Source organism: Acinetobacter sp. ANC 7912 (assembly GCF_039862785.1).
Lineage (GTDB): Bacteria > Pseudomonadota > Gammaproteobacteria > Pseudomonadales > Moraxellaceae > Acinetobacter > Acinetobacter thermotolerans.
Map to the genome: position 1 here is coordinate 1,643,491 of NZ_CP156795.1, position 26,530 is coordinate 1,670,020.

The window sequence follows — 26,530 nt, forward strand, 5'->3', positions numbered from 1 at the left end:
TCTTTAAGTCACCGGCGCCAAAGTAAACAACACCTGTCCTGTTTTCACCGTTTGCCCTTTCTCAATCGTAATCGCATCTACACGCATACGCTCAGGCGCAATAATTGGAATTTCAATCTTCATCGCTTCAATCACGGCTAAGGTCGCACCTTCTTCCACGATATCGCCAGACTGACATTCAATTTTCCAGATCGAACCCGGCATATGCGATTCCACCGCACAGCCACCTTCCGGAATAGCCACCGTTTCACCATCATCGACTGCGTCCAGACTTTCAGACACGTATTCTGCCAGTCCAGCTTCATGCCAGCGACGGCGTTCTGCTTCAAAGTTGGCCTGTTGTGTTGCCTTAAACTCGCTAATGCTGTCGGCATTGTCGGTCAGGAACTGGTTGTACTCTTTCAGGTTCAACACGCCTTCTTCAATACGCAGTTTCAGACGACCTGCCTTAAAGTCCTCACGCATTTGCATCAGTTCTTCTTCAGACACTTCATAGAACTTGATCTGGTCAAAGAAGCGCAATAACCATGGCTTGCCTTGCTCGAAGTCCGCATTTTTACGGTAGCGTGACCACATTTGCGTAGTACGACCCACAAACTGATAACCACCTGGACCTTCCATACCGTAGACGCACATATAAGCCCCGCCGATACCGACAGCATTTTCAGGGGTCCAGGTACGTGCCGGATTATATTTCGTGGTGACTAAACGTTGACGCGGATCAAGCGGAGTTGCCACTGGTGCACCTAAATATACATCGCCTAGGCCCATGACCAGATAGCTGGCGTTATACACCACATCTTTGACTGCATGTTTATCCTTCAAGCCATTAATACGGCGGATAAACTCGATATTGTCTGGACACCACGGTGCATCTGGACGCACAGTTTGCATATAGCGTTCAGTTGCCAGCTGGGTTTGCGAATCTTCCCAAGCCAGTGGCAGATACACAGTACGTGATGGCACTTCCATTTCAGTCACATCAGGTAATTCAGTTTCAGCAACTTGCAGCAGACGCAACAGGTCGAGCTGATCCAGCTTGATTGAATCAAAATGGATTTGCAGCGAACGGATGCCCGGTGTCAGGTCGATAATGCCCGGAATATTCTGTTTTTGAACCCATTGCATCAAGGCATGAATACGGAACCGCAGGTTCAGATCTAGCACCAGCTCACCATATTCCACCAGCATGTAATTGTTACCTGCTGGGCGATACACCACATCTGGCGCACCATTTTCACCTTTTAAGGTATCCAGTACGGCATTTTTCAACGTAGCTAGTTCAGGATAGAAGGATTCATTGAATGAAACTTCTTGGGTATCCAGTGCTTCAAGCTGCGCATGATATTTTTCATTCAGCAATTTGGCTTGATGATAGCTGACTGGAACAAATTTCACTTTATCACCGGCTTTGAGCTGACCGAGTTTCCACAGCTCCGAATTGATTACCACCGCGGGACAGACAAAACCACCCAAACTTGGGCCATCTGGACCGAGGATAATTGGCATATCGCCAGTAAAGTCGATCGCACCAATGGCATAGGCATTGTCATGAATATTCGATGGATGCAGACCGGCTTCACCACCATCTTCACGTGCCCATTCAGGTTTTGGACCAATCAAACGGATACCGGTACGGCTCGAGTTAAAGTGGATTTCAAAGGTATTGGCAAAGAAGGTATCGATGTCATTTTTGGTAAAGAAGTCTGGTGCACCATGCGGGCCATACATCACCGCAATTTCCCATTCATGGCTGAATGTCGGCACTTGATCAGGTGTCAGCGCTTTGACTGCATCAGATGTAAATGCGTTGATTGGAAGCATATCGCCAATCAGCAGATTACGGCCGGCATGACCGCCAAACTGACCGAGGGTAAAGGTCGCTTGTGAACCTAAATATTCAGGCACATTCAGACCGCCTTTAATACCGATATAGGTACGGCAACCGGTCGCGATCTTGCCACATTTCAAAATCTGACCTTTACGTACATTTACAGTTCGCCACATCGGTACTGCCACGCCATCTAAGGTGGATGGCATGTCACCACCCGCAAGTACGATCTGGCTGTCACAGTGGAATTTCAGTGTCGGACCTTGCAGGATACATTCCAGACCGGCGGTATTTGCTGGGTTACCTAAAAGCTGGTTTGCGACATTTAAAGACAATGGATCAATCGCACCTGATGGTGGCACACCGACATCCCAATAACCGAGACGACCTGTGACATCCTGCACCGCAGTTTGGATCCCAGCTTGTAACACTTCGATTTTTTGGGTTTTCCACTCAAAGGTATTCAGGAAACGTGTGGTTTGTGTTCCCGCCTTAAACACCTCACAGTCGATAATATTTTGCAGATATTCCAGGTTGGTTTCGATACCGGCAACCTGAGTCTTCGCCAGTGTATCAGTCATCGCCTGAATGGCTGCATCACGGTCATCTGCTGTGACAATGATTTTGGCAATCATCGGATCATAGAAAGACGATACATTCGAACCAGTTTCGACCCAGGTTTCGTTTCGTGCGTTTTCATCAAACTCGACATAGGTTAGCAGACCGGCACTTGGCTGGAAGTTCTTAATTGGATCTTCGGCATAGAGACGCACCTGAATCGAATGTCCTTTGGATTCCAGTTGCTCGGTTGGAGCAGTCCAGTCACCGCTGGCAAGCGTTACCATCCATTCCACCAGGTCCACACCAAAGACTTGCTCCGTCACACCATGTTCGACTTGCAGACGGGTATTCACTTCAAGGAAGTAGAATTCTTGTGTGTCGGTATCCATGACAAATTCAACTGTACCCGCAGAACGGTAGTTCACTGACTCCATCAGCTGAATCGCTACATTCTGGATATAGGCACGTTGCTCATCGCTAATGTGCGGTGCTGGCGTTTCCTCGATCACTTTCTGGTTACGACGTTGTACCGAACAATCGCGTTCACCCAGCGCAATCACCTTGCCTTGGCCATCACCAAAAATCTGCACTTCGATGTGACGCGCATTTTGTACGAATTTTTCCAGGTACAGACCTGCATCTTTAAAGTTGGCTTGTGCCAAGTAAGACACGGTTGCATAGGCATCTTTCAACTCAGCTTCATTCCAGACCAGACGCATGCCGATCCCGCCACCACCCGCAGTACTTTTCAGCATGACTGGGTAACCGATACGCGCCGCCTCTGTCAGTGCTTCAGCTTCATCTGCCAGTAATTGACTGCCTGGAAGCAATGGTACATTGGCCTGAATTGCCAACTCACGCGCCGTATGCTTTAAACCAAAAGCACGCATTTGTGCCGAATTTGGACCAATAAAGGCAATGCCTTGTGATTCACACAGGTCGCAGAATTCTGCGTTTTCAGACAGGAAGCCATAACCCGGGTGAATTGCTTGAGCACCGGTCTGTTTCGCGACTTCCAGAATTTTTTCGATATTTAAATAACTTTGGCTGGCAGGAGCTTCACCAATATACACAGCTTCATCTGCAAGAGTGACGTGCAATGAATCACGATCGGCTTCGGAATAGACAGCGACAGATTGAATCCCCAGTTTTTTCAGGGTACGGATCACGCGGCAGGCAATCGCGCCACGGTTGGCAATCAGAACTTTATTAAACATAACTTATGCCTCCTCGCCTTCACGTACCACCAGCTGGATTTGTGTCGGGTTATAGGCATTACATGGGTTATTCAATTGCGGACAGTTCGAGATCAGTACGATCAGGTCCACTTCCGCCTTGATTTCCACATACTTGCCCGGTGCCGAAATACCATCATCAAATTTCAGGTGACCATCGGCAGTCACTGGCACATTCATAAAGAAGTTGATGTTTGGACCGATGTGACGCACGTTTAAGCCATACTTTTTCGCGACCGGATGCTTCGCCAGCGCATACATAAAGTTGTTACGGCAGCTGTGCATTGGGTATTTGTCATGTGCATAACGGACGGTATTACTTTCACATGAACATGCACCGCCTAAAGTGTCGTGACGACCACAGTTATCGTCGTTGATTACGGCAATCGCGCGACCAAAGTTACTGTATAAAGTGGTGCCTTTTTCCAAATAAATCTGCTGGTTCATCGCTAGGGTATCGGTTGCGCTATAACGCTCTTCCGGATTTTCAGCTGAGATAAATAAGGTATCGACTGCCTGATTCCCTTCCAGATCAATGATGCGGAAATACTGGCCTTTTTTGACTTCGCACATCCATGCTTCACCGGCAGGACAGATTTCGCTAAGTACGGTTTTTTCGAATTGTTGTAGAGCTGTCATGGTTATTCTCCTGCCTTAAACGTTTGAAATTGCGTAGTAACGTGCGTTGTTCTGGAATGCACGCTGGTTCTGTGGACAGGAGTCACGACAGATATCAGTTTCGCCTAAACTATTGGCTTTAAATAGGGATAATTGGATGTCAGCCGGTTGATATTCCGCACTGTTATCCAGACCATGCGGTGCAGCAGACAGGAACACCAGACAGTCCATTTCAAAACGCAGTTCAATGATTTGATCAGTATTGTCTGAAGGGACATAAGACAATGCACCTACATCATTTGGCGTAACTTTCGAGAACAGGTTTACGGTCGCACTCAGGTCAGTCTGACCGAGTGAGAATTTAGATAATTCAACCAACAGACCATCTAAACCACTTTGATACATGTCATTGCGGGCATCCTGAAAAGTACGGGTACCAAACTGTTTTTCAATCTGTTCAGGACGAGATGGACCACAGAAGGTATCGTTCCAGCCAGCTTCATCTTTAACGATGGATGCCATCACACGCCCCAGATCGGAATACAGCACATTGCCTGCAGTGAGGTATGCGGTATGCTGGCCTTTCAGACTGTCTGGCATGTTGTAACGTTCTAGTTTGTCTTCAGCATTGACACAGAACAGCGATACGTTGGCATTGGCACCGAGTGCCTTGAATTGCAGAACCGCACCTTTTTGAATGCGCCCGGACCAATGATGCCCTCCCGGCAGGATTTCAGTCCAAAGTGTTTGATTGTTATGATAGTCGCCCATTTGCATGACCTCTCTAAGGTTTTTGTTCCAACCTCCCGGGCTTTTATCCCTCCGTGTAGCTCAAATCGAGCCGTGAACTCTCGGTCTCAGGCACAGTTTTTTGAACCAACTGCCGGAACCCTAGATCACTTTATGATGCGTAGATAAATGCAAATGACGTGCCAGTTTAGTATTACGATTTTTCATTCAAGTAATACTGATTTGACTTATGAAATGAACAATGAAGGTGCAAATCACGTTTTTAATGAATCAAGATGTACCAAAAATAAAAAAATCCCGGCTTAAGACCGGGATTTTTAAACGTTGAGATTAACCATTTCTAAATAACACTAAACATGAACGCTATTTCGTTAAAATTTCATGCAAGGTATGCCGTAGCCACTGATGACTGATCTTGTGATGGCAGGACATGTGCCAGTACTGTTTGACTGCATAGGTTGGGAACGCGATCGGTGCATTAAAGATTTTTAGATTGCCGCGGGACAACAACACTTCACTTAAATAATATGGCACGGTGGCGATTGCATCGGTTTCCTGCACCACCAAGCCTACACCGAGATAGCTTGGCAGACGCATCAGGATGTCACGCTTCAGTTCCAGATTCAGCAATTCGTTTTCAATATGGTAATGCCCCATCCCGGCATCAATATCAATATGAGTTTCACGCAGATAGTCTTCGGTGGTCATGCTGTCACCAGTCAGACGCGGATGGTCTTTCGCCGCAATCACCACATAATATTGTTCAAACAATTTCTGCTGATAAAAGCCATTTTCCAGATTCGGTAAAAAACCCAGCGCCAGATCGATTTCGCCATTGGCCATCAAATAACTGGTTTCCGAGGTAATCGGGCGCACATTCAGACGGATATGTGAGGCATGTTCTTTTAAATATTGAGAGATTTTGGGCAGCAACACCAGATGCGAAACATCGGTCATGGCCAAGGTAAACTGTTGCTGCGAAGTGGCCTGATCAAAGTCGATGGTGAAATTATTAATCGCTTCAACCTTGCTTAAAGCTTCACTGACCAACGGGAACAAATGCTTGGACAGTTCAGTTGGCAACATTTCATTGCCGATGCGTAAAAACAAGGGATCGTGATAATGCTGACGGATTTTATTGAGCAGATTACTCACCGTCGGCTGGCTCATTTCGAGGTAATCGGCTGCCTGTGATACATTTTTGAATTTATACACATAATAAAAAATACTGAGCAATTTACAGTCTAGTTCAAACACAGCAACCCATTTCCTTTAACTTTTTAATCGTCTGGCTGGCTTATCATCTGCGGAAAATTATCAAGCGCCAATGCTTAAATATAACACTTTGCACGCATTTACAATGTAATGATCCTGCCTCTTTGATAAAAAAATCATTTTATTTTTCCCTGATTAAAGTCATGCAATCCTGATTTTGATCAGGTTCCTGTTGTTCGATTAAAACTGCTTAACCCCCTATCCAGCCTACGCTATACTTGGCCGCGTAGAATTTTATGATTGAATTAAGAAAGGTATTGGATGTTTCAGGGTAAAAAGCTGGTGTGTTTTGATTTGGATGGTACCTTGATTGATTCCGTCGGCATCTGGAACCAGGTAGATGCTGCCCTAATTCAGGAACTTTCCGGGATTGAGGTCAATTTAAATCAGATCCAGCAACAACGCGATCTACAGCTGACTGCAGTTCGACACCTGCCCGATCCTTATCTGGAATATTGTGGTTATCTCAAAGCGCAATACGGTTTTGACCTGCCTAAAGAGGAAGTCAAAAACCGACGCTACAGCATTTCCCGGCATTTTCTTGATCATGTGGTCGAACTTAAACCACAAGCTGATTTACTGATTCAGACACTTAAACAGCAAGACATACAACTGGCCTTGACCACAACCACCAGCCTGTTCAACGTGCAGCGTTATCAGGACAATAATCAAAACATCAATCAGAAGATCAGTTTTCATAATGACTTTGCCCTGCTGCTGACCCGTGAAAATGTACAAAATATCAAGCCACATCCGGAAGTCTATTTAAACGTACTAAAGCATTTTGGCGTTGAAGCTCAAGACTGCCTAATTGTTGAGGACTCTCTGATTGGTGTAGAGGCAGCCCACAATGCAGGTATTGAAGTCGTCGCTGTTTATGACCAGTATTCCGAACATGAAATGGATCTGATTAAAGCTAAAGCAGATTATTTTGTGCAGGACTTTACCGAATTATTAATGCATGTGGCCGAGTCAATTGCTTGACATCCTCTCCGACCTAAAGGACGGAGATTCCTCCTGCGAGACGCCCATGTCCGAGCGCAAGAATATTCAGTGCTGAGTTTATATCTCTATCGTGGAATGTACCGCACTCCACACACTGCCATTCTCTTATTCCAAGTCCTGCTCTACCTTTCAGACTACTGGAGCGTGAGCCGCAGCACGAGCAAGTTTGGGTGGTATAGGCTTCATTGACTTCTTCATACCATACCCCTGCGTTCTCGCATTTATACTTGAGCATGGTTCTTAAGGTCGTCCAACCTGCATCGAGTACAGACTTAGCTAATTTTGTCTGTGCCAATGCTTTGGCATTCACATTACCAACGAAGATGGCTGCATGTTCATTCACCAGTTTATGACTGAATTGATGCAGCATATTTTGACGTAGATTTTTGATCTTGGCATGAATCGCTTTGACACGTTTTTTATTTCTTGCTCTTTGAGCAATACCAAGTTTTTGTTCATATTGACGATAGATTTTAGGCGCTTTGAACTTTACACCATCTGAGCAAGTCGCAAGGTCTTTGAGTCCTAGATCAATGCCAATTGAGGTTTTAGCGGTGGTTTTCTCTGTTTTAATTGAATCAACCACAAGACATACATACCAACGCCCTCGGCTATCCTCGACAAACGAGCCTGTTTTAACATTGTATTTACTTAGTCCGTAACTGTCCCATAGCTTGAATTGATGCTTGCCGTATTGGACATACCCATCGGCATATTTCACCGCCACTTTTTTAAATGGAATCCAACCGAGAGAACGTCTAGCATTTTTTTTGTTACTGACACGCCATTTTAGCTTGGCTTTTTTAAATTGCTTTCTTCGAGTAACTAATTCTTCCGCAACTGCCTGTATGGTTTGGCTGTGCAAATTGCACTCTTTTGATGTACCTTTCGTGTATTTAGCAATATCGTAAGCTGAAAAGAATTGTTGTTTTCTTTGCAAGTGTTTAAAACACAAATCATTGACATAGTTCCAGACAAAATTAACTTCAGATGCCAATTGGTCTAGCACCTTGCAATGTTTGTCTTTTATGCGTAATTTAAGTGTCTTCATCACTAAAATATATTTGGTCTATGGATAATAGTCAAGAGATTAGAACAGGTCGTCACTGTGTTTTTAATATGCACGTTCATTTAGTCTTTGTGGCTAAATATCGTAGAGATGTTTTTACCAAAGCTATGCTCGAAACTATGAATGAAGTATTCAAGCGCATTTGCTTAGACTTTGAAGCTAAGTTGGTAGAATTTGATGGTGAGCATGATCATGTTCATTTACTTGTGAACTATCCACCAAAAGTAGCTATTTCTAGCTTGGTTAACAGCCTAAAAGGTGCATCTAGTCGTATTTTAAGAACTAAACACCCTGAAATTAAAAACAAATTATGGGGGAATGCTTTGTGGTCGCCTAGTTATTTCGCTGCATCGTGTGGAGGTGCTCCCATTGGGATTATTAAACAATATATCCAACAACAGCAAACACCGCATTAGCAATCCTAGCTAATCCCCACAAGGGGGACTAGCGGATTGCAGCCTTATATCCCCGCCCTGAAGGCATAGGTATCTACACAATTTCCATGTTTTGCGTTAAATTGAAGAGCATGCTCTTCAATTTTAACATCTCTCGCTTAGATCAGCGCCTTGTCAAACGTTACAACAACCTCGTTCAACTCAATATGAATCCTCTTGCTTCACTTGCTCCTGCAATCAAAGATATTGCCTCTGCTCAAAAAAATAGTTTCGCAACGACGCAAGCTGTATGGCGGTTTTTAAATAATGATAAAATCTCATTTAAACAATTAAATGAACCTATTCAAAAACTTGCTTGTGATCAGATTAAGACATCGCTGCATCGTTATGCTTTAGTTATTCATGATTGGTCACAAATCCAATATGTGACACATCGTAATAAAACCCAAAAACTCCAAAGGACACATCAGTACGACTCAGGCTATGAATTACAAACGAGCTTACTTGTTGATGCTGCTTCTGGACTACCTGTTGCTCCATTAGCTCAGACCCTTTCTAGTGCTTCAGGTTGCTATTCGACATTCAATGAGCAACAGACCGAACGTAAAACCCATTTAGACTCCCTTTCTGAACAAATTCAAAAAGTTGAACAGTTTCCTCTTGATAAAACCTGCGTACATATTATTGATCGTGAAGGAGATTCCATTGCTCATCTCAGGGAATTAAGCAGTCATGGTTTTCAATGGCTTATTCGAGCAAAGGAAGGAAATCGGATTGAGCATCAGGGTGAAATATGTAAAGTTGGAGAAGTTGCTGAACGTATCGAAATACAGCAAGTGAAACCCATTTCTTATAAGGGTAATCAACATATGCTTTATGTTGGAGAAACCAATGTTCGGCTTACCCGTGCTGCAAAATCAAATAAAAAAGATTGTTTAGGTCAAAGAGTTGCTCCTCAGAAAGGTGCTGCAATTGAGGCTAGACTGATTATTGCGGTGGTTAAAGATATTAATGAAAAGACAGTTGCAAGATGGTCATTGATCAGTAATGTACCAACTGAGATTACCGCAGTAGAACTGACGACTTGGTATTACTGGCGTTGGTCAATCGAATGTTATTTCAAACTTCTCAAGCAAGCAGGCCATGATATTGAGTCATGGCTTCAGACTACGCCAGAAGCGATTTTAAGGCGTTTGCTAATCAGTTGTATGGCTTGTGTGTTGACGTGGAGAGTACAGCGTTGTACAGATGAACAAAATCAGAAAGTCCGTGCATTTTTGACTAGACTTTCAGGTAGACAACAGAAAAGAGGCAAGGTAGAGAGTGCGCCTGCCATATTGGCAGGACTCTCGATTTTACTAAATACTCTTCAACTGCTCTCAGAATATTCAATAGATGAACTGAATGAAATCGCAACTATTGCACTAGGTACCTAAAGATGTGTAGATACCTATGCCCTGAAGGGCGAGGTTTTACGGCTAAAGGGATAAAAAGATGCCATGAATACGAGGCATTCATAGCATCGGGATATTATCTCTGGAATCTTTAGCTTAGAGCATTGGTAGGCTCTTTTATAGAGCAAACCTAATTAACAAGATTTTCGAATTTGTTTCATATTATGTCGTTTTATGCATGCTGCCCGTTTTTTCAAAGTTTGCATGCCAAGACAACGCCTCTTCCAACAGATGTGGCGTTTGTCCACCACGGGCACAGGCACGTTCAAAGTAATCATTCAGGGCATCTCGATAATCGGGATGAGCACAGATATCGATCATTTTGCGGGCGCGTTCACGCGGAGCCAAGCCACGTAAGTCTGCCAGGCCATTTTCAGTGACCAGCACATCAATATCATGTCCGGTATGATCAACATGACTGACCATTGGCACTACAGAAGAAATCGCCCCGCCTTTGGCTACAGATTTGCTCACGAAAATCGCAATATGTGCATTCCGGGTATAGTCGCCTGAACCGCCAATGCCGTTCATCATTTTGGTACCGGTGACATGGGTTGAATTGACGTTGCCATAAATATCGAACTCAAGTGCAGTATTAATCGCAATCACCCCAAGACGACGAATAATTTCAGGATTATTGGATATTTCTTGCGGACGCAGCACAATTCGGCCTTTGTATTGCTCAAAATTCTTCATGACATGTTTTGCACACGAATCTGATAGAGTCATGGAACAGCCTGAAGCAAAAGTCATTTTACCAGCGTCGATCAGCTTAAAAGTACAGTCCTGCAACACTTCGGAATACATTTCCAGGTGATGAAAATTGGAGTGTTCAAATCCGGAAAATACTGCATTAGCAATCGAGCCTACCCCGGATTGAAGTGGTCCGAGATGTTGTGGCAAACGCCCTGCTGCTACTTCTCCCTCAAAAAACTGAATCAGGTGTCGAGCAATCGCCAAAGTATCATCATCCGGTTCATCCATATGGAAAGAGGTATCCGGAATGTCATTTAGCACAATGGCAGCAATTTTTTCCGGATTGACCTGAATACCGCCAGTACCAATCCGGTCACCGGCATGAATGATCGGAATAGGTGAACGGTTTGGGCGAGCTTTAGGCACATAAATATCATGTACGCCTTCGAGAATCGGATTGATGCTGTTATCAATTTCCACAATCACCTGCTCTGCCATTTCCACAAAGTTGGCCGAGTTGCCGCATGAACCAGTCGGAATAATCTCCCCATCTTCAGTAATGGCTGTGGCTGCAATAATCGCTACATTGATCGGCGGCAGGTTGTGATGCCGGATATGATCCGCCATTTCAGAAAGATGCTGGTCGATATACATCACTTCACCAGCATTGATTGACTTGCGCAAGTCTGGATCCGCCTGATAAGGATAACGGCGTTCGATCGCATGCGCTTCATTGAGTCGGCCATCAATCTGATTACCCAGGCTTGCACCTGTGGCCAAGGTGATTTTTAGCGGATGTGCTTTGGCATGATCAGCCAAAGCGAGCGGTACAGTTTTCGCCTCACCTGCACCGCCAAAGCCACTTAAACCCACGACAGCACCGTCTTGAATCAATTCAATCGCCTGCTCAGCAGACATCACTTTGTCGCGGAGAGCGACACAGCGGATGCGATCTAAACCATTCATAATCAGAATCTCAACAATAAATTTATTGGTTGCCAGCCTCCCAGCATGCTGAAAAAATGGCTTTTGACTTGTGCATTCCCGTTCTTAATTGATTGCTCCATTTAGAAAGTTTTAGATCAGTTCAACGGCAATAGCAGTGGCTTCACCGCCACCAATACATAAAGCAGCAATACCCTTTTTACCACCGGTACGTTTTAAGGCATGCAATAAGGTCACAATGATGCGCGAGCCGGAAGAACCTAAGGGATGACCCAGTGCACAGGCACCACCATTGATATTTACTTTGGCCGGATCCAGATGAAAGGCATCAATCGCAGCCATGGTCACCATGGCAAAGGCTTCGTTAATTTCCCAAAGATCGACTTCTGCTGCATCCCAACCGGCTTTTTTCAGAACTTTCTCGATCGCACCGACTGGAGCAATAGTAAATTCGGATGGATGCCGTGAATTAGAGGCATAAGCCACAATTTTCGCCCATGGTTTTAGACCACGTTCTGCTGCAATTTCTTCGGAAGTGAGAACAAGTGCTGATGCCCCATCTGAGATAGAACTAGCATTAGCGGCAGTAATAGTCCCATCTTTTTTGAAGGCTGGACGTAAACTTGGAATTTTTTCGGGTTTGGCGCTTAAAGGTTGTTCATCCGTATCCACAATGGTGTCACCTTTACGGGTTGACACGGTAACCGGAACGATTTCTTCGTGAAAATAACCTTGATCAATCGCGTTTAAAGCTTTATTCAGTGAGTTGATGGCAAAAGCATCTTGCTGTTCACGGGTATAGCCTTTCTTGTCTGCCATTTCTTGTGCCAGCGCACCCATGGAAAGCCCAGTTTCAGCATCTTCCAGGCCTTCCTGAAGCATATGGTCGATAATTTTGCCATGTCCCATGCGGTGACCAGCACGTGCCTTGTCCAGAATATAGGGCGCATTGCTCATGGATTCCATGCCGCCAGCCACCACAATTTCAGCTGAACCCGCTGTAATCGCATCCGCTGCCTGCATCACGACTTTCATGCCTGAACCACAGATTTTATTGACCGTCGTTGCACCTGTGGTATCCGGTAAACCTGCCTGACGCATGGCCTGTCGCGCCGGTGCCTGTTTTAAACCCGCTGGCAGGACGCAGCCAAAAATCACCTCATCTATATCGTTTGGTTGTAAACCTGCACGTGCCACAGCTTCTTTAATGGTTGCTGCACCTAAATCCGGTGCGGTAAGTGCAGAGAGCGAGCCATGGAAACTGCCCATCGCAGTACGAACACCATTCAGAATAACAGTCATCTTTTACATCCTAATTTATAATGTCTGTGGTTAGACATCGGCTGTGCGCCTTACCATTTTCACTTTGTTTGGTCGACTTTAAGATTGTGTAGTGAAATATTCTTCTGGTAACTGCATCATCAGATCAGCCCCAGCTTGAATACGCTGTAGTCGTGCCGCCAAGTCAGGTAAAACTTTACTGGCATAGTACTGCGCCAAAATCAGTTTATGCTGAAAGAAGCTTTCGTCTTTTGCCTGGGCAGCCTGACTGATCCGGGCATACATATATACAAAGCTCAGCAAACCAACTGCATGTAAATAATCCACTGCAACTGCATTGCTAAAATCTGGAGATTGTTTGGCCTGTTCCAGAATAAATTGGGTAATCTCTTCGACTTGCTTAGAGACATCCAAGACCGTAGCTTTAATGGATAAGGCATCATCCATATCTTGCGCAAACTCACGAATTTCAGCGATATATTCAGCAATATAAGCGCCCCCACACCGGATGGTCTTACGACCGATCAGATCCTGTGCCTGTACTCCATTGGTGCCTTCGTAAATCTGGGAAATACGCAGGTCACGAATACATTGCTCCATGCCCCATTCACGAATATAACCATGCCCGCCAAAGACCATTTGAGCTTCCAGACATGTATCCAGTGCTTTGTCAGTCAGGTAGGCTTTGGCAATTGGGGTAAGCAAAGCAACACGATCATTCGCTTTACGCACTGCCTCGGTATCGGTGGAATATTTGGTAATGTCGAGCTGCTGCCCTACATAGACGGCAAAGGCCCGTGATGCCTCATTATTGGCACGCGCATTGAGCAACATACGGCGCACGTCACCATGCACCAAAATCGAATCCGCTGGTTTTTCTGGAGATTTTGTACCGGATGCAGAACGGCCTTGTAGGCGGTTGGTCGCATATTCTGCAGCATTTTGATAGGCGAATTCTGCTGCACCAATGCCCTGGATGCCCATGGATAAACGCTCGTAATTCATCATTACGAACATGGCAGCCAGCCCTTCATTTTTATTACCGACCAGATAACCTCTCGCACCATCAAAATTCATGACACAGGTAGCAGATCCCTTAATCCCCATTTTGTGCTCGACTGAACCTGCTGCCACCGCATTCCGTTCACCAATTGAACCATACGCATTGACCAAAAATTTCGACACAATAAACATGGAAATACCGCGCGAACCGGCTGGCGCATTTGGTGTTTTTGCCAATACCAGGTGAATGATGTTTTCACATAAATCATGTTCACCACTGGTAATAAATATTTTAGTTCCGGTAATGCTGTAGGAGCCGTCTTCATTCGGTTCTGCCTTGGTTTTGATCATGCCAAGATCGGTGCCGGCATGTGGCTCGGTTAGACACATGGTGCCAGACCATTCACCCGTATAAAATTTTGGCAGATAAGTCTGTTTCTGTTCTTGTGAGGCAAGGTCATTGATGGCTATTCCTGCACCCACAGTCAACAGCGGATAGAGCATAAAAGAGGGATTGGTACTCCAAATCATTTCATCTGCCAGCACGGTCAGCATTTTTGGCATGCCCTGACCACCCCATTCTTCAGGTGCGCCAAGTCCTACCCAGCCGCCTTCCGCAAACTGTTTAAATGCGTCTTTAAAACCTTTAGGCGTGGTTACTTCACCATGATTAAAATGGACGCCGCCTTCTTCATCACTGGTACGGTTTAAGTCCAGGATGACATTTTTCGAAAACTTCGCCATTTCTTCCAGAATGGCATTGGCGGTGGCCATATCCAGATGCGCGAGGTTTTCATTACCCTGCCAGAATTCATCAGCCTTAAACACATCATTTAAAATAAACTCCATGTCTTTAAGGGGCGCGTTATAAATAGACATATTGCTTTCCTTGTATGAAGACTGTGCATAAAGATATGGCTTAAATATTTAGTTGTTTTAAGAAGCAATTTAAAATCACGGTTTTATTTGGATGTACATTGGATCAGATCTTATTGGATTTTCTATGAGCTATTTAAGGTTGGTAGAGAAAATTAGAACATAAAACCGTATTTGATTGCTTGACTATTCAGCTTAAACATTAAGCATATCTTGATGACTTTATCATCACGCTTATATGTGACGAATAAAACATGGTTTCTGTAAATTAATTTGACGCAATAAAAAAGATGCCATGAATGATTCCCGTTTCATGACATCTTGGTGTGTTATCTCTAGAGTGATTAGATTAGAGCATTATTTGGCTTTTTTGTAGATCGAGCCTGAACCTACAAGGTTGCCAGTTTTTTCGTCGATGGCAAAGTCGACTTCACCTGCACCGGTGTTTACCTGCAAGAAACCATTTTCATCCACTGCTGCTGGCATTGGATTTTTCTTGTCGGTTTTACCTGTTTCTTTCACTTTTAAGGTATTGGTGATGAAGTAATTTTCACCATTTTGGCTAATCACCAGAATATTTTCTAGCTTTGGATCTTCCAAAGTATTTTTCCAGGTACCCTGATAATCCGGTGCTGGTGCTTTAGTGGGGTTACAAGCAGTTAACAACAGTACAGTAGCAATGCCTGCACAATATTTTAGAGTTTTCAATATTAAAGACCTTGAGCTTTACAACGCGCTCATTATAGAAACTACACTTTTCAAGTGTATTCCGACCTTGTAGACAAAGCGTTTCAGCGGTATCGCATACATTTTTCTTTAGTGATGGTTTTGAAAAAAATCTTCATATTTCATCCATAAATTAAGGATCATGATTCAGAATGATGAGCTTATTCTGGTTATATGGATTGTAAATCGGATATTTTGAGTGATTTTAGAAAGGCAAAAAACTTATGAAATTGGCTATTCAAATATGCTGAAGTATGAAAAAACTGCCGGCAAAAAAAATCCTCAATAACCCATCCAAAGATATTGAGGAGTACCAAACTGGTAAAAACATCAGCGCCTGATGTTGGAAAGAAACACGTTTTTAAGCAAACAGTTTCGCTTTTAATCCCTTAAATACTGATTTCACACCTTGCACTTTCTCTGCAATCTGGTAATTCCATTCATTTGGCAATGAACATTTCGCAAGTTTCACCCAGACTGTGGAGAACTGCTTCATAAAGCTGGCTTCGTTATAGTGAATGCCATATTCAGCACAAAGTGCCTTAATTTTCGGTGCCACTTCAGCATAACGGTTCGCCGGCATATCCGGGAACAGATGATGCTCGATCTGATGGCTCAAGTTACCGCTCAAGATATGCAGCCAGGTGGTACCGCTAAAGTTGCTTGAACCACGGATCTGACGCAGATACCATTCCGCACGGGTTTCATTGTCGGTATTGTCCATTTCAAAGGTTTCAGCATCTTCAGTGAAATGGCCATTAAAGATTACTGCTGAAGCCCACAGACTACGGATTACGTTCGCCACGGCATTGCCGGCAAATACCGGAATGGCATTTGGACCTGCGATCAGCGGGAAGAAGACATAATCTTTTAAAACCTGACGGCGCATTTTCTTGCGCAGCGGTGCTGCCTCTTGCCATACTTCTTTCCAGGTTTTGGTCTTATAAGCAATCACATCTTCCAGGTGCAGACGTTGTACACCCACATACCATTCAAAGAACACCATTAACTGAATCGCTAATGGAATATTCCAGATAAAACGCAGTTCCCAAGGCTGAGACTCGCTGACACGGATCAAACCATAACCGACATCGTGATCCATGCCAACAATATTGGTATAGGTATGGTGGATATAGTTATGCGTATATTTCCAGTCATCCCCAGTGGCAATGGTGTCCCAATCATAGGTAGTGCCGTTCAGGGTCGGATCATTCATCCAGTCAAACTGACCGTGCATGACGTTATGACCCAGTTCCATATTTTCCACGATCTTGGAAATACCCAGTAAACCAGTACCAACTAGCCAAACCGGGGGTAACCATCCCGCCACCATCAGCATGCCACGGGAAGCAATTTCGCTATAGCGCACAAAATTACGGATTTTATAAATATATTCGGCATCTTTTTCACCGAGGTTATCCATCACTTCACGACGGATTGCATCGACTTTGGCACCAAACTCTTCGATTTGTTCTGGTGTTAAATATTGAGATTTACTGTGCCGCTTCAGATCAATTTGCATGTTCATATGGGAGTACCTTCTTATTTTTCTATACGGTTTAAAGATTAATCACCACAGGGCTTACTGCCTGTGAGATACACAACTTAATCGGAGTATTGTTTTCGTGATCAATTTCACCGGTCAGGATGTTTTTGACTGAGCCACTGACCTTGGTACAGGAACAAGTATTACAGATGCCCATGCGACAGCCATTTGCCGGACGCAAGCCTGCCTGTTCTGCACTTTCTAAAATGGTAGAGGTTGCTTCAAATTCGCGGTGTGAACGCAGGAACTGCACCGGTTGTGCCTTGACCTTTTCATCTACCACGATCTGGAAATATTCCGAGTGGAAACTGGATTTCACACTGAGTTTGTTGGCAATACGCTGCGCTGCTTTCATCATGCCCGCTGCGCCGCAGGCATAAATTTCACGCTGTTCATAATCCGGTACAATCTTGTTCAGTAACTGTACACTCAGGTGCTGCTTATGTTCGACCGTGTTGAAATGGTGATATTTAAAATGTGGATGCATCAATGTCAAGGTTTTCAGCTCAGCATGAAAGGCATCATCACGGGTGAAATACACCAGATCAATCGGATGCTTGAACTGCACCACAGCTTTTTGCAGCAAAGAATAAATTGCAGTAATACCACTACCAGATGCCAGAAACAGAACCGGTTTTGGCGAATTCAGCAAAATAAATTCACCCTGTGGCTGAGACAATTCCACTACTGCACCTAACTGTAGTGAGGTAATCGCACGGGAAACTTTGCCCTGCTGTTTGACTGCAATAATGACATCACCATTTTTCAGAATGGTTACGATGGAATAATGACGCTGATGCAAAACCCCATCCAGACGGACGATCACCGCCACATGCTGGCCTGGCTGGAATGACTTCGCCTGAAAGTTAAAATTTGGACGTAGCTGGATTTTATAAAAATCATCGCCAATCAGCTGGATATTGATGACTTCCGCTTTGACTTTTTTCAGCGCCCAGGTTGGATGCACTTTTTCAGCGATAAAATCAATAAAATCTTCTCTAATCCAATGAGGCTTGTAGCTTTGCATGCTTGTCATTTTTATTACCTCGCATCACGACAGAATTTGAATTAATGTACATCTGTCTATTTATTATGCGTTCAGAATATAGGCTTTTCAGAATCAAACCATATCAATGTAGGCCAAATCATGTGTAATTTAGCCAAAATGGTGTGTTTTGTTAGACAAAAAGAGAGGTTTAAGATCCATTCAATGTTTCAGAATGTAATTTGAGTTGTCATTTTATGCCAATTGCATGGTCGACAAAGTGCAACGAACATCGAAGAAAATTGCTGGTTAATAGGTGAAAAAAAATGTGAAAAATAAAAAAGAGCTGGCTGCAAGCATACAACCAGCTTTGGGGGTGGAGAGAAACTTATTCAACTTCTGGTGTCAAAGCCTCTTCCTGATCCAGCAAGACTGTACCAAATTGTTCACGCAGATCTTTTTTCAGCATCTTGCCCGTACCACTAAGTGGAATCGCATCAACAAAAATCACCTTGTCTGGAATCTGCCATTTCGCCACTTTGTGGGCATAGTAATTCAGCAGATCCTGTACTGTTAGCTGGCTTTCCGGCTTTTTCACAGCGATCAACACCGGACGTTCATCCCATTTCGGATGCTGTGCAGCAATGACGGCTGCCATGGCAACTTCTGGATGGCCCATGGCCAGATTTTCCAGCTCAACCGAAGAAATCCATTCACCGCCAGACTTGATCAGGTCTTTGGCCCGATCTGAAATGGTCATAAAACCGTCCTGATCCAGCGTTGCAATATCACCGGTATCAAACCAGCCATCCGTGGTCAGTGCCGATTCTTCCTTGCCAAAGTAATTATTGATGATCCAGTGACCACGAATTTGCAGGTTTCCCGTAGTTTCGCCATCCCGCTCAATTTCATGGATCGCATTTTCACCATGCGTCAGACGCAGATCGACGCCAAATGGCGGACGGCCTTGGGATAAGCGAATTTGTAGCTGTTCTTCTTCGCTCAAGTCAAGATGCTTCGGCTTCAGCTGGTTGGCAGAACCCAGCGGACTGGTTTCAGTCATGCCCCAGGCATGGATGGTTTCACAGTCAAACTGTTCTTTAAAGACTTTGAGCATGGAAGGCGGACAGGCTGAACCGCCCACCACATTTCGTTTCAGGCTTTCTAGCCGAGAGCCAGCCTGCTGTGCAGCGGCAATCAGCCCTTGCCAGATCGTCGGTACACCGAGTGCAACAGACACTTTATAAGTATCAATCAGATTCACCAGACTAGCGCCGTCCAACCCTGGTCCTGGCAGTACCAAAGTACATCCCACCATAGCAGCAGCATACGGCGTACCCCAGGCATTGACATGGAACATCGGCACTACCGGTAGCATGATGTCACGTGCAGAGACATTTAAGGAATCCGGCAGGCTGATGGCAAAGCTGTGCAAAGTCGTCGAACGATGGCTATACAGCACCCCTTTTGGATGCCCCGTTGTGCCGGAGGTATAACATAGCGAGCTGGCTGCATTTTCATTTAACACAGGCCAGTCGAAAACGTCGGATTGATCAACAATCAACTCATCATAGAATTTGACCTCGGGAATAGCATCTACGATGGCCTCATCCCGGGCATCCAGACAGATAAAATGCTCGACCGTGCTGAGCATCGGTTTTACTGCTTTGATAAGTGGCGCAAAGGTTTTATCAAATAAAATCACCCGATCTGCTGCATCATTAATAATAAAGACCAACTGCTCCGGGAACAGACGCGGATTGATGGTATGGCAGACAAAACCACCTCCCGAAATCGCGTACCAGGATTCCAGATGGCGGTGATTATTCCATGCAATCGTCGCAACGCGGTCGCCATGTTCCAGACCAAACTGATTCAGTACATTGGCAAAGCGTTTGGCATTGCTGCGGATTTCACCCCAGGTGGTATGAGTCATACTGAGATCGGTATTCTTAGAAATGACTGCAGTATCGGCATGATAACGTCCTGCATGTTCAATCATGTTGCTGATGAGTAGCGGCTGAAACATCATATTTCCAAGCATGGTCTGCTCCTTTTTTATCCTTGTTATACGTCCATTTACTGTTTTAGGTATTGTTTAAATCATTGTTATTGGTGCATGAGCCGCAGGCCAATCAGTGGCGCTTCATAAACTCATCACATGTTTGAATCTAGCAAGGAAAAAGGCGAAATCAAGTAGCAAAATGTGACAAAAACAAAGTTACCCACGGATGCGATGAGAAAGGAGAATTCTGAATTTTTATGGTGAAATAAGCATAGAAATAAAAATCCCGGCATGGAACCGGGATTTTGAATTATTTGATACCTGAGAAGAACAGGTTATCTGCATTGACCACAAAGGCGACGCCCAGACAGAACAGTCCTGCATAAATCGCGAACCAAATAATCATCTTTTTAAAAGCTTCATCAGAAATGCTGCTGTCCGCATATTTCGGTGCTTTCTTTTCTTCGTCTGGAGTCATCTGCTCACCTGCCAATAGATTTGGGACTGTCTCTAGTGTCTATGAACACATTCAAAAAATGTAGATACAAAAGCGATCTAAAAAAATATAACAGATGCTGCATAACTGACCAAACTGTTATATTTAATCCGACTAAATATGTTATATATGCAGATAAATTTCTATTTTTATCTTTTTTCTTGATGCATGTACAAATTTGAAAAGCTTGCGCAGAGTATTCGCCAGATGATTGAAGAAGGCATCTGGAAAGCGCATGACAAACTTCCTTCCTTACGCGAACAATCCGAACTTTCCGGCTATAGCCTGATGACGGTACTGAATGCCTATCAGGAACTTGAAGCACAAGGTTGGCTATATGCCAAAGATAAATCCGGCTATTACATTGCAGAACGTGCCGAACTGGAAATTTCCCAGAAAGAAGCACCACCGGCACAAGAAAAAATACAGATCAATTCGGTGGTATTTAATTACCTGAAAGATACCCAGGCACCGGATATTGTGCCGTTGGGATCGGCATTTCCCAATCCGGAACTGCTGTTTAACAGCAAATTTATGCAGCTGCTGTCCCAGCATGCCAAACGTAAAAACAGTTATCTGAATCATCCAAATATGCCACCTGGTAATTTGGAACTGCGCCAGATCATTGCCGGACGCTATCAGTTGCAAGGCATATCATGCCATTCAGATGACATTGTCATTACATCTGGTGCTTTAGATTCCCTTAATTTATCACTACAAGCCCTGACTCAGCCAGGTGACTTTATCCTGCTACAGGAAACCGTGTTTTATGGCGCCTGGCAGGCAGCGGAACGTTTAGGTTTGAATGTGATTACCCTACCTGATCATCCTGAATCGGGTTTTGATCTGAAAGCTTTTGAAAAAGCCTTAAAACAGTATCCAATTAAAGTCTGTTGGCTAATGCTAAATGCACAAAATCCAATTGGTTATACCGTATCGGCAGAGATCAAAGAAAAAATTGCCCAGCTACTGGCCAAATATCATGTGCATCTGATTGAGGATGATGTCTATCAGGAACTGAATTTTGGTAAGGAAAAACCGGTATCCGTGAAATACTTTGACCAGCAGCATCTGGTGCTGCACTGCGGTTCATTTTCCAAGACTTTGGGTATGGGTGCCCGGGTCGGTTGGGTTTTTGCTGGTCCATATTCCAATGCCATTCAGCATGTACAGCTGATGAGTACACTCACCGTCAGCCCACTGCTGCAAAATGCCTTGGTAGATTTTGTCGCGCATCATCATTATGAAAAGCATCTGCGTAGCCTGCGCCGTGCACTGGATCAGAACAAGAAACGCTTTTATCAGGAACTGAAAGCTCGACTGCCAACAGACTGTAAGATTCACTATTACCCGACGGGTTACTTCTTATGGGTGGAATTACCAACAGATATGGATTCTCAGCAGCTGTATACCAATCTGCTGGCACAGGATATTTCCATTGCCCCGAGTCTGTTATTCCGGCCAAAACATCAGGCCCAAAACTTTATCCGTTTAAACTGTTCTTTTGACTGGAATGACAAGCTGGCAGCCGCGGTGGATCAGATCGTGCAGCAAATTGAAACCCATAAAAAAGCGTGAACTGAGTTCACGCTTTTTTCAATACTATATAAAACAGCTGTTAGAAGTTATAAATCGCCACGGCGTTAATACGGTTGTCTTCACCTGTATTGCTACCATTTGCTGCTTTCACAACAGCTTCACGCTCTCCATAAACATATTCCAAGCCAAAGCTTAAAGGTTTAGTTGGACTATAGAAAATGTTGGCCCAGCCTTGCCAGAGTTCTTTGTTCACTTCTAACAGATTTAACCCGGCACCAGTTTTATAACGGTCGCTGACATCGGATTTCATATAGCCATAACCCAGTGTGCCACGCCACTGTTCATTAAATTGCTGGGTTAAACCCACGGTAATGGAGTCAAACTCATTTTCATCCAGTATCTCACCCGCGGCATTTTTACTGATGCCCGGATTGGTCCAAGACACAAAGCTGCTATCGCCTTTGACGTGATAATAATCTGCTTTCAAGGTCGTACTTGGTGCAAATTTGTATTGCAGACCAAGTCCTAGCCCCCAAGCCATGCTTTCATCAGCATCGGTTCTTTTTTCATTAGCTAAGGCACGCAGACTGATACGCCCATCTTCATTAATTTGATGATTCAGACGTGCAGTGACTGCTGGAATACGAGTATTAGAGATTTTATCCTTCGGGTCTTCAGCTGCCAGTACTAACGACGTATCAGAGCCGAGATTCTGCGTATAGCGCAGCTGAGGTGTACGGGTGACTGCACCACCAACATAGCCCAAGGCATCAATGGTTTCTGGCATATAATCCGGTACGGCGAAATTAGACCATGTTTGACCAATCAGCCAGTTGCCATAATTCATATAGGCATGGCGAATCCGCAAATTATCAAAATTGGCCCCGCCGAGGAAATCGACTTCAATTTTTCCTCCAACGTCTTGTCCATTCAGCTGGCTTTTCACATCCATACCTAAACGGGTTGCGGCTAAGGTTGATTTAAAACGTTCACTAGCTTCACCATTTCCTTCCAGCGGTACTTTATTAATGTTGTTATATAACCGATCTACTGCACTGCCTTCAGTTTGATAAGACGCGTCCAGACGGACATTGCCATAGACTTTAAATGCTGTGCCTGTAGAAGTTGCCACTGATGTTGCAGGCGCTACAGGCGATTTTTCCTGAATCTGTGCCACAGCTTGTGAGGTTTGCGTTTGTTGTACTTGCTGCTGTTCAATCAGCGCACGAAGGGCCTGAACTTCCTGACGCAGGCTATCGATTTCTGCTTGCTGGTTAGTATTAGCAAATGCTGGCATAGAAACTGTCACAGCCGCGGCTAACAGGCTTAATTTAAAATTCGGTTTGAAGGTTTTCATCCTAATCTCATTTTTTAAAGTTAAAACTCTCCTGAGAGATAGCCAATCATGGCTATCTCAGGCGTTTATAAAATGGGTTTTGAGTCTTGTTGAAGTTTTTATTCAGTGACAGGTGTAGCTGAAACTCGTGTTTCCGTCTGGACTTCACCATCCACAGAGGCTTTCAGATTCACCAGGAAAATTGCCAGTGCAGCGATCACACCAGGAATGGCAATGGCGAAGAAGTTCATTTGGTGTGGCAGTTCCATAGTGAGCAATGCGCCTGTTAATACTGGTCCTACAATGGCACCGATTCGACCAATGCCTGATGCCCAGCCCATACCGGTAGAACGCACAGTCGATGGGTAATATTGCGCAACAAAGGTATACAGCAGAATTTGTGAACCAATGGTTGCTGCACCCGCGATGGCAATCAGGGTATACAACACAAACTGTGGACTGTTAAAACCAAGCAGAATCAAGGCTGATGCACCGCACAGGAACATGATGGTAAGCACTTTTTTGATATGGAATTTATCTGCCAGATAGCCCCCACCAATGGCACCGACCATACCGCCAATATTCAGGGCAAACAGGAAGATCATACTGGCACCAAGCGAATAACCGGCCTGAATCATCAGTTTTGGCAACCAGCTACCTAGCGCATACACCATCAACAGGCACATAAAGAAAGCAATCCAGAACATAAAAGTACTGAAGGTACGACCTTTCTGGAACAAGGCTTTCAGCGGTGCTTCATCGCCTTTTTTCACTTCATTCAGGACAAACTGGGTATTTTCAGTCACGTCTTGTGCAGGTGAAATCTTTTTAATGATGCCACGTGCCTGCTCGGTCTGATTTTTAACTGTCAGGTACATCAGTGATTCAGGCAGGAATTTCCAGATTAAAGGCAAAGCCACGAATGGAATACCGGCGATGTAGAACATGATTTTCCAGCCAAACTGTGGCACCAACCAAGCACCTAACAGTGCTGAAGTCATACCACCAATGGCATAACCACTAAACATCAATGCCACTAAGGTACTGCGAATACGCTTTGGCGCATATTCTGTCATTAGTGCCACTACGTTTGGCATTACCCCGCCAATGCCCAGACCAGCCAGAAAACGCAGAATACCAAACTCAACTGGCGAGCTAGCGAAAGGCCCTAAAAAAGTAAAACCACTAAAAATCGCCACACACAGCATGATGGTTTTTTTACGGCCGATTTTATCGGACAAGGTACCGAAGCTCATGGCACCAAACATCATACCGAATAATGCAGTACTGGCCAGCATCCCGGCTTGCACGGCACTCAGTGCCCATTCCTGCATCAATAGTGGCAAGGCCACCCCATAAATGACCAGGTCATAACCGTCAAAAATAATAATGATCAGACACCAGAGCAGTACGCCCCAATGGAAAGGAGTAAATTTTGCTTCATCAATCAGGGTATTGATATTGACTTTGGTTGCTTCCATTTTTGCCTCCTGCAAATGCAACGTTCCAATGTATGCGCCAACAATGCATTACGGCCGAAAAAATGTCCAAAACCGAATATATCTATATCTATACCTTCAAAGTTTATTGCAGGCAAAATCTGCCTTTCAGCGGGATTTTTTCACTCGAAAAATGCATTTTTCTGTCAAAAGCAGCACAAATAATCTCTCAAATCAGACTGGAATCAGACCTGAAAGGTTAAATGTCAGATTATAAAGATGCGCAATGATGGGAAGGTTTTAGAGAGTAGGATCAAAGCATTTTTGATCTAAAAAACTGGGTGGGTGAACCTAAGTCGTAGCTGAAGCTATCTCTTTTGCAGGCAGTAGTAGATGTATTTAGCCCAGGCATTAGACTTAGGTCTAAAACCTGGAAGGGCTAAGCGATTTAATGGAGCTTAGAAACTGTTTCTATCATATCGAATTGCTTCTAAATCATAGACTTGATAGATGCAATCAAACAGAGACATGATGTCTTCACTCTCATCCATATTACGCATGGTCAGGAAAATCGGGGTGACGGCACTCTCATCCAAAATCGGGATATAGTTAAGATGAGCTAACTGAATTGAGCGCGCACTTTCCGGCACAATACATACCCCTTCACCTGCTGCAACAAGTCCTAAAGCCAGCTGAATTTCACGAACAATACGGACATGTTGCGGTTCCAGATTGTATTCTGCGAACAAACCTTGTACCTGTGTTGCAAAGCTTGGCGTCGTATGGTTCGGATACAGAAATAACTTTTCATCAACAACATCAGCAAGATACACACCTTCCTTATGTGCCGACAAAGGATGGCTGGCATGTGTACCGAGCACCAGACGCTCTTCACGTAACAGCATCCGCTTCAATGCCGGATCGGAAATACGCAAACGGCCAAAGCCGACATCAATTCTCCCTTCCTTCAATGCTTTAACCTGTTCCATGGTGGTCATTTCTACCAGTTCAATTTTTAAATGTGGCTGTTGCTGTCTATATAAATAGACGATTCTGGAGAGCAATCCATACAGCAAAGAACCGACAAATCCCATGGTCACGGTACGTTCAACCATACCAATCCGCTTGGTCATGGACTTCACTTCTTCCGCATTGGCCAGAATTTTGACCGCATGCTGATAGAAAAAATGTCCAGCTTGGGTGGTTTTTAACGGTCGGCTGCCCCGCTCAAATAATGAAATTCCAAGCTCGGATTCGAGGTTCTGGATCTGACGACTTAATGGTGGCTGGGCAATAAAAAGTCTTTCTGCAGCTTTAGTAAAACTTTGCTCTTCGACTACTGCAACGAAATACCTTAAATGTCTAAGCTCCATGACATGTATACCTTTTAAATATATTAAAATGCAAAAATGGTCTTCGACAGCCATTTATGATTCTTTTAAGGTATCTCACATCAGATACACAA

At 44.3% G+C, this 26,530-nt stretch carries 20 protein-coding genes and 1 riboswitch; of the genes, 4 read left to right on the top strand and 16 right to left on the bottom strand.

What is annotated here, in order from left to right:
* Window positions 1-3: 3 nt before the first annotated feature.
* The 4 genes from uca to ABEF84_RS08155 form a co-directional block, all read right to left on the bottom strand.
* Window positions 4-3,609 carry an urea carboxylase gene (gene uca, locus ABEF84_RS08140; protein ID WP_347473650.1) on the bottom strand — a complete coding sequence of 1,202 codons (3,606 nt, stop codon included), beginning with the start codon at window positions 3,607-3,609 and terminating at the stop codon, window positions 4-6.
* Between the two features lie 3 nt (window positions 3,610-3,612).
* Window positions 3,613-4,266 (bottom strand): urea amidolyase associated protein UAAP2, encoded by a 654-nt coding sequence (locus ABEF84_RS08145; RefSeq protein ID WP_034587127.1) that lies wholly within the window; start codon window positions 4,264-4,266, stop codon window positions 3,613-3,615.
* A 15-nt stretch (window positions 4,267-4,281) separates the two neighbouring features.
* Window positions 4,282-5,022 carry an urea amidolyase associated protein UAAP1 gene (locus tag ABEF84_RS08150; RefSeq protein ID WP_404798879.1) on the bottom strand — a complete coding sequence of 247 codons (741 nt, stop codon included), beginning with the start codon at window positions 5,020-5,022 and terminating at the stop codon, window positions 4,282-4,284.
* Window positions 5,023-5,046: 24 nt separating this feature from the next.
* Window positions 5,047-5,151, bottom strand: a riboswitch (guanidine-I (ykkC/yxkD leader).
* 207 nt (window positions 5,152-5,358) lie between these two features.
* A complete protein-coding gene (locus ABEF84_RS08155; RefSeq protein ID WP_034587124.1) occupies window positions 5,359-6,252 on the bottom strand; it encodes a LysR family transcriptional regulator in 894 nt (297 codons plus the stop codon).
* Window positions 6,253-6,531: 279 nt separating this feature from the next.
* Here ABEF84_RS08155 and ABEF84_RS08160 point away from each other — a divergent pair, with 279 nt between their 5' ends.
* Window positions 6,532-7,254, top strand: coding sequence for an HAD family phosphatase (locus tag ABEF84_RS08160; protein WP_347452677.1), 723 nt, complete (start codon window positions 6,532-6,534; stop codon window positions 7,252-7,254).
* A 13-nt stretch (window positions 7,255-7,267) separates the two neighbouring features.
* Here ABEF84_RS08160 and ABEF84_RS08165 read toward each other — a convergent pair whose 3' ends face one another.
* Window positions 7,268-8,326: an RNA-guided endonuclease TnpB family protein gene (locus tag ABEF84_RS08165; RefSeq protein ID WP_034586922.1), complete on the bottom strand. Its 1,059-nt coding sequence runs from the start codon at window positions 8,324-8,326 to the stop codon at window positions 7,268-7,270.
* Between the two features lie 20 nt (window positions 8,327-8,346).
* Here ABEF84_RS08165 and tnpA point away from each other — a divergent pair, with 20 nt between their 5' ends.
* Both tnpA and ABEF84_RS08175 read left to right on the top strand, forming a co-directional pair.
* Window positions 8,347-8,760, top strand: coding sequence for an IS200/IS605 family transposase (gene tnpA / locus ABEF84_RS08170; RefSeq protein WP_075167884.1), 414 nt, complete (start codon window positions 8,347-8,349; stop codon window positions 8,758-8,760).
* 185 nt (window positions 8,761-8,945) lie between these two features.
* Window positions 8,946-10,175, top strand: coding sequence for a transposase (locus tag ABEF84_RS08175; RefSeq protein WP_168419539.1), 1,230 nt, complete (start codon window positions 8,946-8,948; stop codon window positions 10,173-10,175).
* A 180-nt stretch (window positions 10,176-10,355) separates the two neighbouring features.
* On the opposite strand, the gene ABEF84_RS08180 is transcribed toward ABEF84_RS08175, so the two are convergent.
* From ABEF84_RS08180 to ABEF84_RS08215, 8 genes are all read right to left on the bottom strand, one after another.
* A complete protein-coding gene (locus ABEF84_RS08180) occupies window positions 10,356-11,855 on the bottom strand; it encodes an acetyl-CoA hydrolase/transferase family protein (protein WP_347452678.1) in 1,500 nt (499 codons plus the stop codon).
* A gap of 111 nt (window positions 11,856-11,966) precedes the next feature.
* Window positions 11,967-13,136, bottom strand: a complete 1,170-nt coding sequence (locus ABEF84_RS08185) for a thiolase family protein (protein ID WP_347452679.1) — start codon at window positions 13,134-13,136, stop codon at window positions 11,967-11,969.
* A 78-nt stretch (window positions 13,137-13,214) separates the two neighbouring features.
* Window positions 13,215-14,996, bottom strand: coding sequence for an acyl-CoA dehydrogenase C-terminal domain-containing protein (locus ABEF84_RS08190; protein WP_347452680.1), 1,782 nt, complete (start codon window positions 14,994-14,996; stop codon window positions 13,215-13,217).
* A gap of 354 nt (window positions 14,997-15,350) precedes the next feature.
* Complete coding sequence (locus tag ABEF84_RS08195) at window positions 15,351-15,701, bottom strand: hypothetical protein (protein WP_347452681.1); 351 nt, start codon at window positions 15,699-15,701, stop codon at window positions 15,351-15,353.
* A 379-nt stretch (window positions 15,702-16,080) separates the two neighbouring features.
* Window positions 16,081-17,247, bottom strand: coding sequence for an acyl-CoA desaturase (locus ABEF84_RS08200; protein WP_347455127.1), 1,167 nt, complete (start codon window positions 17,245-17,247; stop codon window positions 16,081-16,083).
* Window positions 17,248-17,278: 31 nt separating this feature from the next.
* Complete coding sequence (locus ABEF84_RS08205; RefSeq protein ID WP_347455128.1) at window positions 17,279-18,301, bottom strand: FAD-binding oxidoreductase; 1,023 nt, start codon at window positions 18,299-18,301, stop codon at window positions 17,279-17,281.
* A 337-nt stretch (window positions 18,302-18,638) separates the two neighbouring features.
* Window positions 18,639-20,294, bottom strand: coding sequence for a long-chain-fatty-acid--CoA ligase (locus ABEF84_RS08210; RefSeq protein ID WP_347464301.1), 1,656 nt, complete (start codon window positions 20,292-20,294; stop codon window positions 18,639-18,641).
* 271 nt (window positions 20,295-20,565) lie between these two features.
* Window positions 20,566-20,733, bottom strand: coding sequence for a hypothetical protein (locus ABEF84_RS08215; protein WP_171077714.1), 168 nt, complete (start codon window positions 20,731-20,733; stop codon window positions 20,566-20,568).
* Between the two features lie 186 nt (window positions 20,734-20,919).
* On the opposite strand from ABEF84_RS08215, the gene ABEF84_RS08220 reads away from it, so the two are divergent.
* Entirely contained in the window at window positions 20,920-22,329 is a 1,410-nt protein-coding gene (locus ABEF84_RS08220) for a PLP-dependent aminotransferase family protein (RefSeq protein WP_347452685.1), read from the top strand.
* Window positions 22,330-22,369: 40 nt separating this feature from the next.
* Here the strand turns inward: ABEF84_RS08220 and ABEF84_RS08225 are convergent, their stop codons facing one another.
* The 3 genes from ABEF84_RS08225 to ABEF84_RS08235 form a co-directional block, all read right to left on the bottom strand.
* Window positions 22,370-23,647, bottom strand: coding sequence for a DcaP family trimeric outer membrane transporter (locus ABEF84_RS08225; protein WP_347452686.1), 1,278 nt, complete (start codon window positions 23,645-23,647; stop codon window positions 22,370-22,372).
* Between the two features lie 98 nt (window positions 23,648-23,745).
* Window positions 23,746-25,107, bottom strand: a complete 1,362-nt coding sequence (locus ABEF84_RS08230; protein WP_347452687.1) for an MFS transporter — start codon at window positions 25,105-25,107, stop codon at window positions 23,746-23,748.
* 416 nt (window positions 25,108-25,523) lie between these two features.
* Window positions 25,524-26,438, bottom strand: coding sequence for a LysR family transcriptional regulator (locus ABEF84_RS08235; RefSeq protein ID WP_347452688.1), 915 nt, complete (start codon window positions 26,436-26,438; stop codon window positions 25,524-25,526).
* Between the last annotated feature and the right edge of the window lie 92 nt (window positions 26,439-26,530).

Excerpts from the sequence above, each read along its gene's own strand:
- ABEF84_RS08225 (WP_347452686.1), bottom strand. The coding sequence starts at position 23,647 with ATGAAAACCTTCAAACCGAATTTTAAATTAAGCCTGTTAGCCGCGGCT.
- tnpA (WP_075167884.1), top strand. The coding sequence starts at position 8,347 with ATGGATAATAGTCAAGAGATTAGAACAGGTCGTCACTGTGTTTTTAAT.
- ABEF84_RS08165 (WP_034586922.1), bottom strand. The coding sequence starts at position 8,326 with ATGAAGACACTTAAATTACGCATAAAAGACAAACATTGCAAGGTGCTA.
- ABEF84_RS08205 (WP_347455128.1), bottom strand. The coding sequence starts at position 18,301 with ATGACAAGCATGCAAAGCTACAAGCCTCATTGGATTAGAGAAGATTTT.
- uca (WP_347473650.1), bottom strand. The coding sequence starts at position 3,609 with ATGTTTAATAAAGTTCTGATTGCCAACCGTGGCGCGATTGCCTGCCGC.
- ABEF84_RS08150 (WP_404798879.1), bottom strand. The coding sequence starts at position 5,022 with ATGCAAATGGGCGACTATCATAACAATCAAACACTTTGGACTGAAATC.
- ABEF84_RS08145 (WP_034587127.1), bottom strand. The coding sequence starts at position 4,266 with ATGACAGCTCTACAACAATTCGAAAAAACCGTACTTAGCGAAATCTGT.
- ABEF84_RS08175 (WP_168419539.1), top strand. The coding sequence starts at position 8,946 with ATGAATCCTCTTGCTTCACTTGCTCCTGCAATCAAAGATATTGCCTCT.
- ABEF84_RS08200 (WP_347455127.1), bottom strand. The coding sequence starts at position 17,247 with ATGAACATGCAAATTGATCTGAAGCGGCACAGTAAATCTCAATATTTA.
- ABEF84_RS08185 (WP_347452679.1), bottom strand. The coding sequence starts at position 13,136 with ATGACTGTTATTCTGAATGGTGTTCGTACTGCGATGGGCAGTTTCCAT.
- ABEF84_RS08180 (WP_347452678.1), bottom strand. The coding sequence starts at position 11,855 with ATGAATGGTTTAGATCGCATCCGCTGTGTCGCTCTCCGCGACAAAGTG.
- ABEF84_RS08160 (WP_347452677.1), top strand. The coding sequence starts at position 6,532 with ATGTTTCAGGGTAAAAAGCTGGTGTGTTTTGATTTGGATGGTACCTTG.
- ABEF84_RS08220 (WP_347452685.1), top strand. The coding sequence starts at position 20,920 with ATGTACAAATTTGAAAAGCTTGCGCAGAGTATTCGCCAGATGATTGAA.
- ABEF84_RS08235 (WP_347452688.1), bottom strand. The coding sequence starts at position 26,438 with ATGGAGCTTAGACATTTAAGGTATTTCGTTGCAGTAGTCGAAGAGCAA.
- ABEF84_RS08230 (WP_347452687.1), bottom strand. The coding sequence starts at position 25,107 with ATGGAAGCAACCAAAGTCAATATCAATACCCTGATTGATGAAGCAAAA.
- ABEF84_RS08190 (WP_347452680.1), bottom strand. The coding sequence starts at position 14,996 with ATGTCTATTTATAACGCGCCCCTTAAAGACATGGAGTTTATTTTAAAT.
- ABEF84_RS08215 (WP_171077714.1), bottom strand. The coding sequence starts at position 20,733 with ATGACTCCAGACGAAGAAAAGAAAGCACCGAAATATGCGGACAGCAGC.
- ABEF84_RS08210 (WP_347464301.1), bottom strand. The coding sequence starts at position 20,294 with ATGCTTGGAAATATGATGTTTCAGCCGCTACTCATCAGCAACATGATT.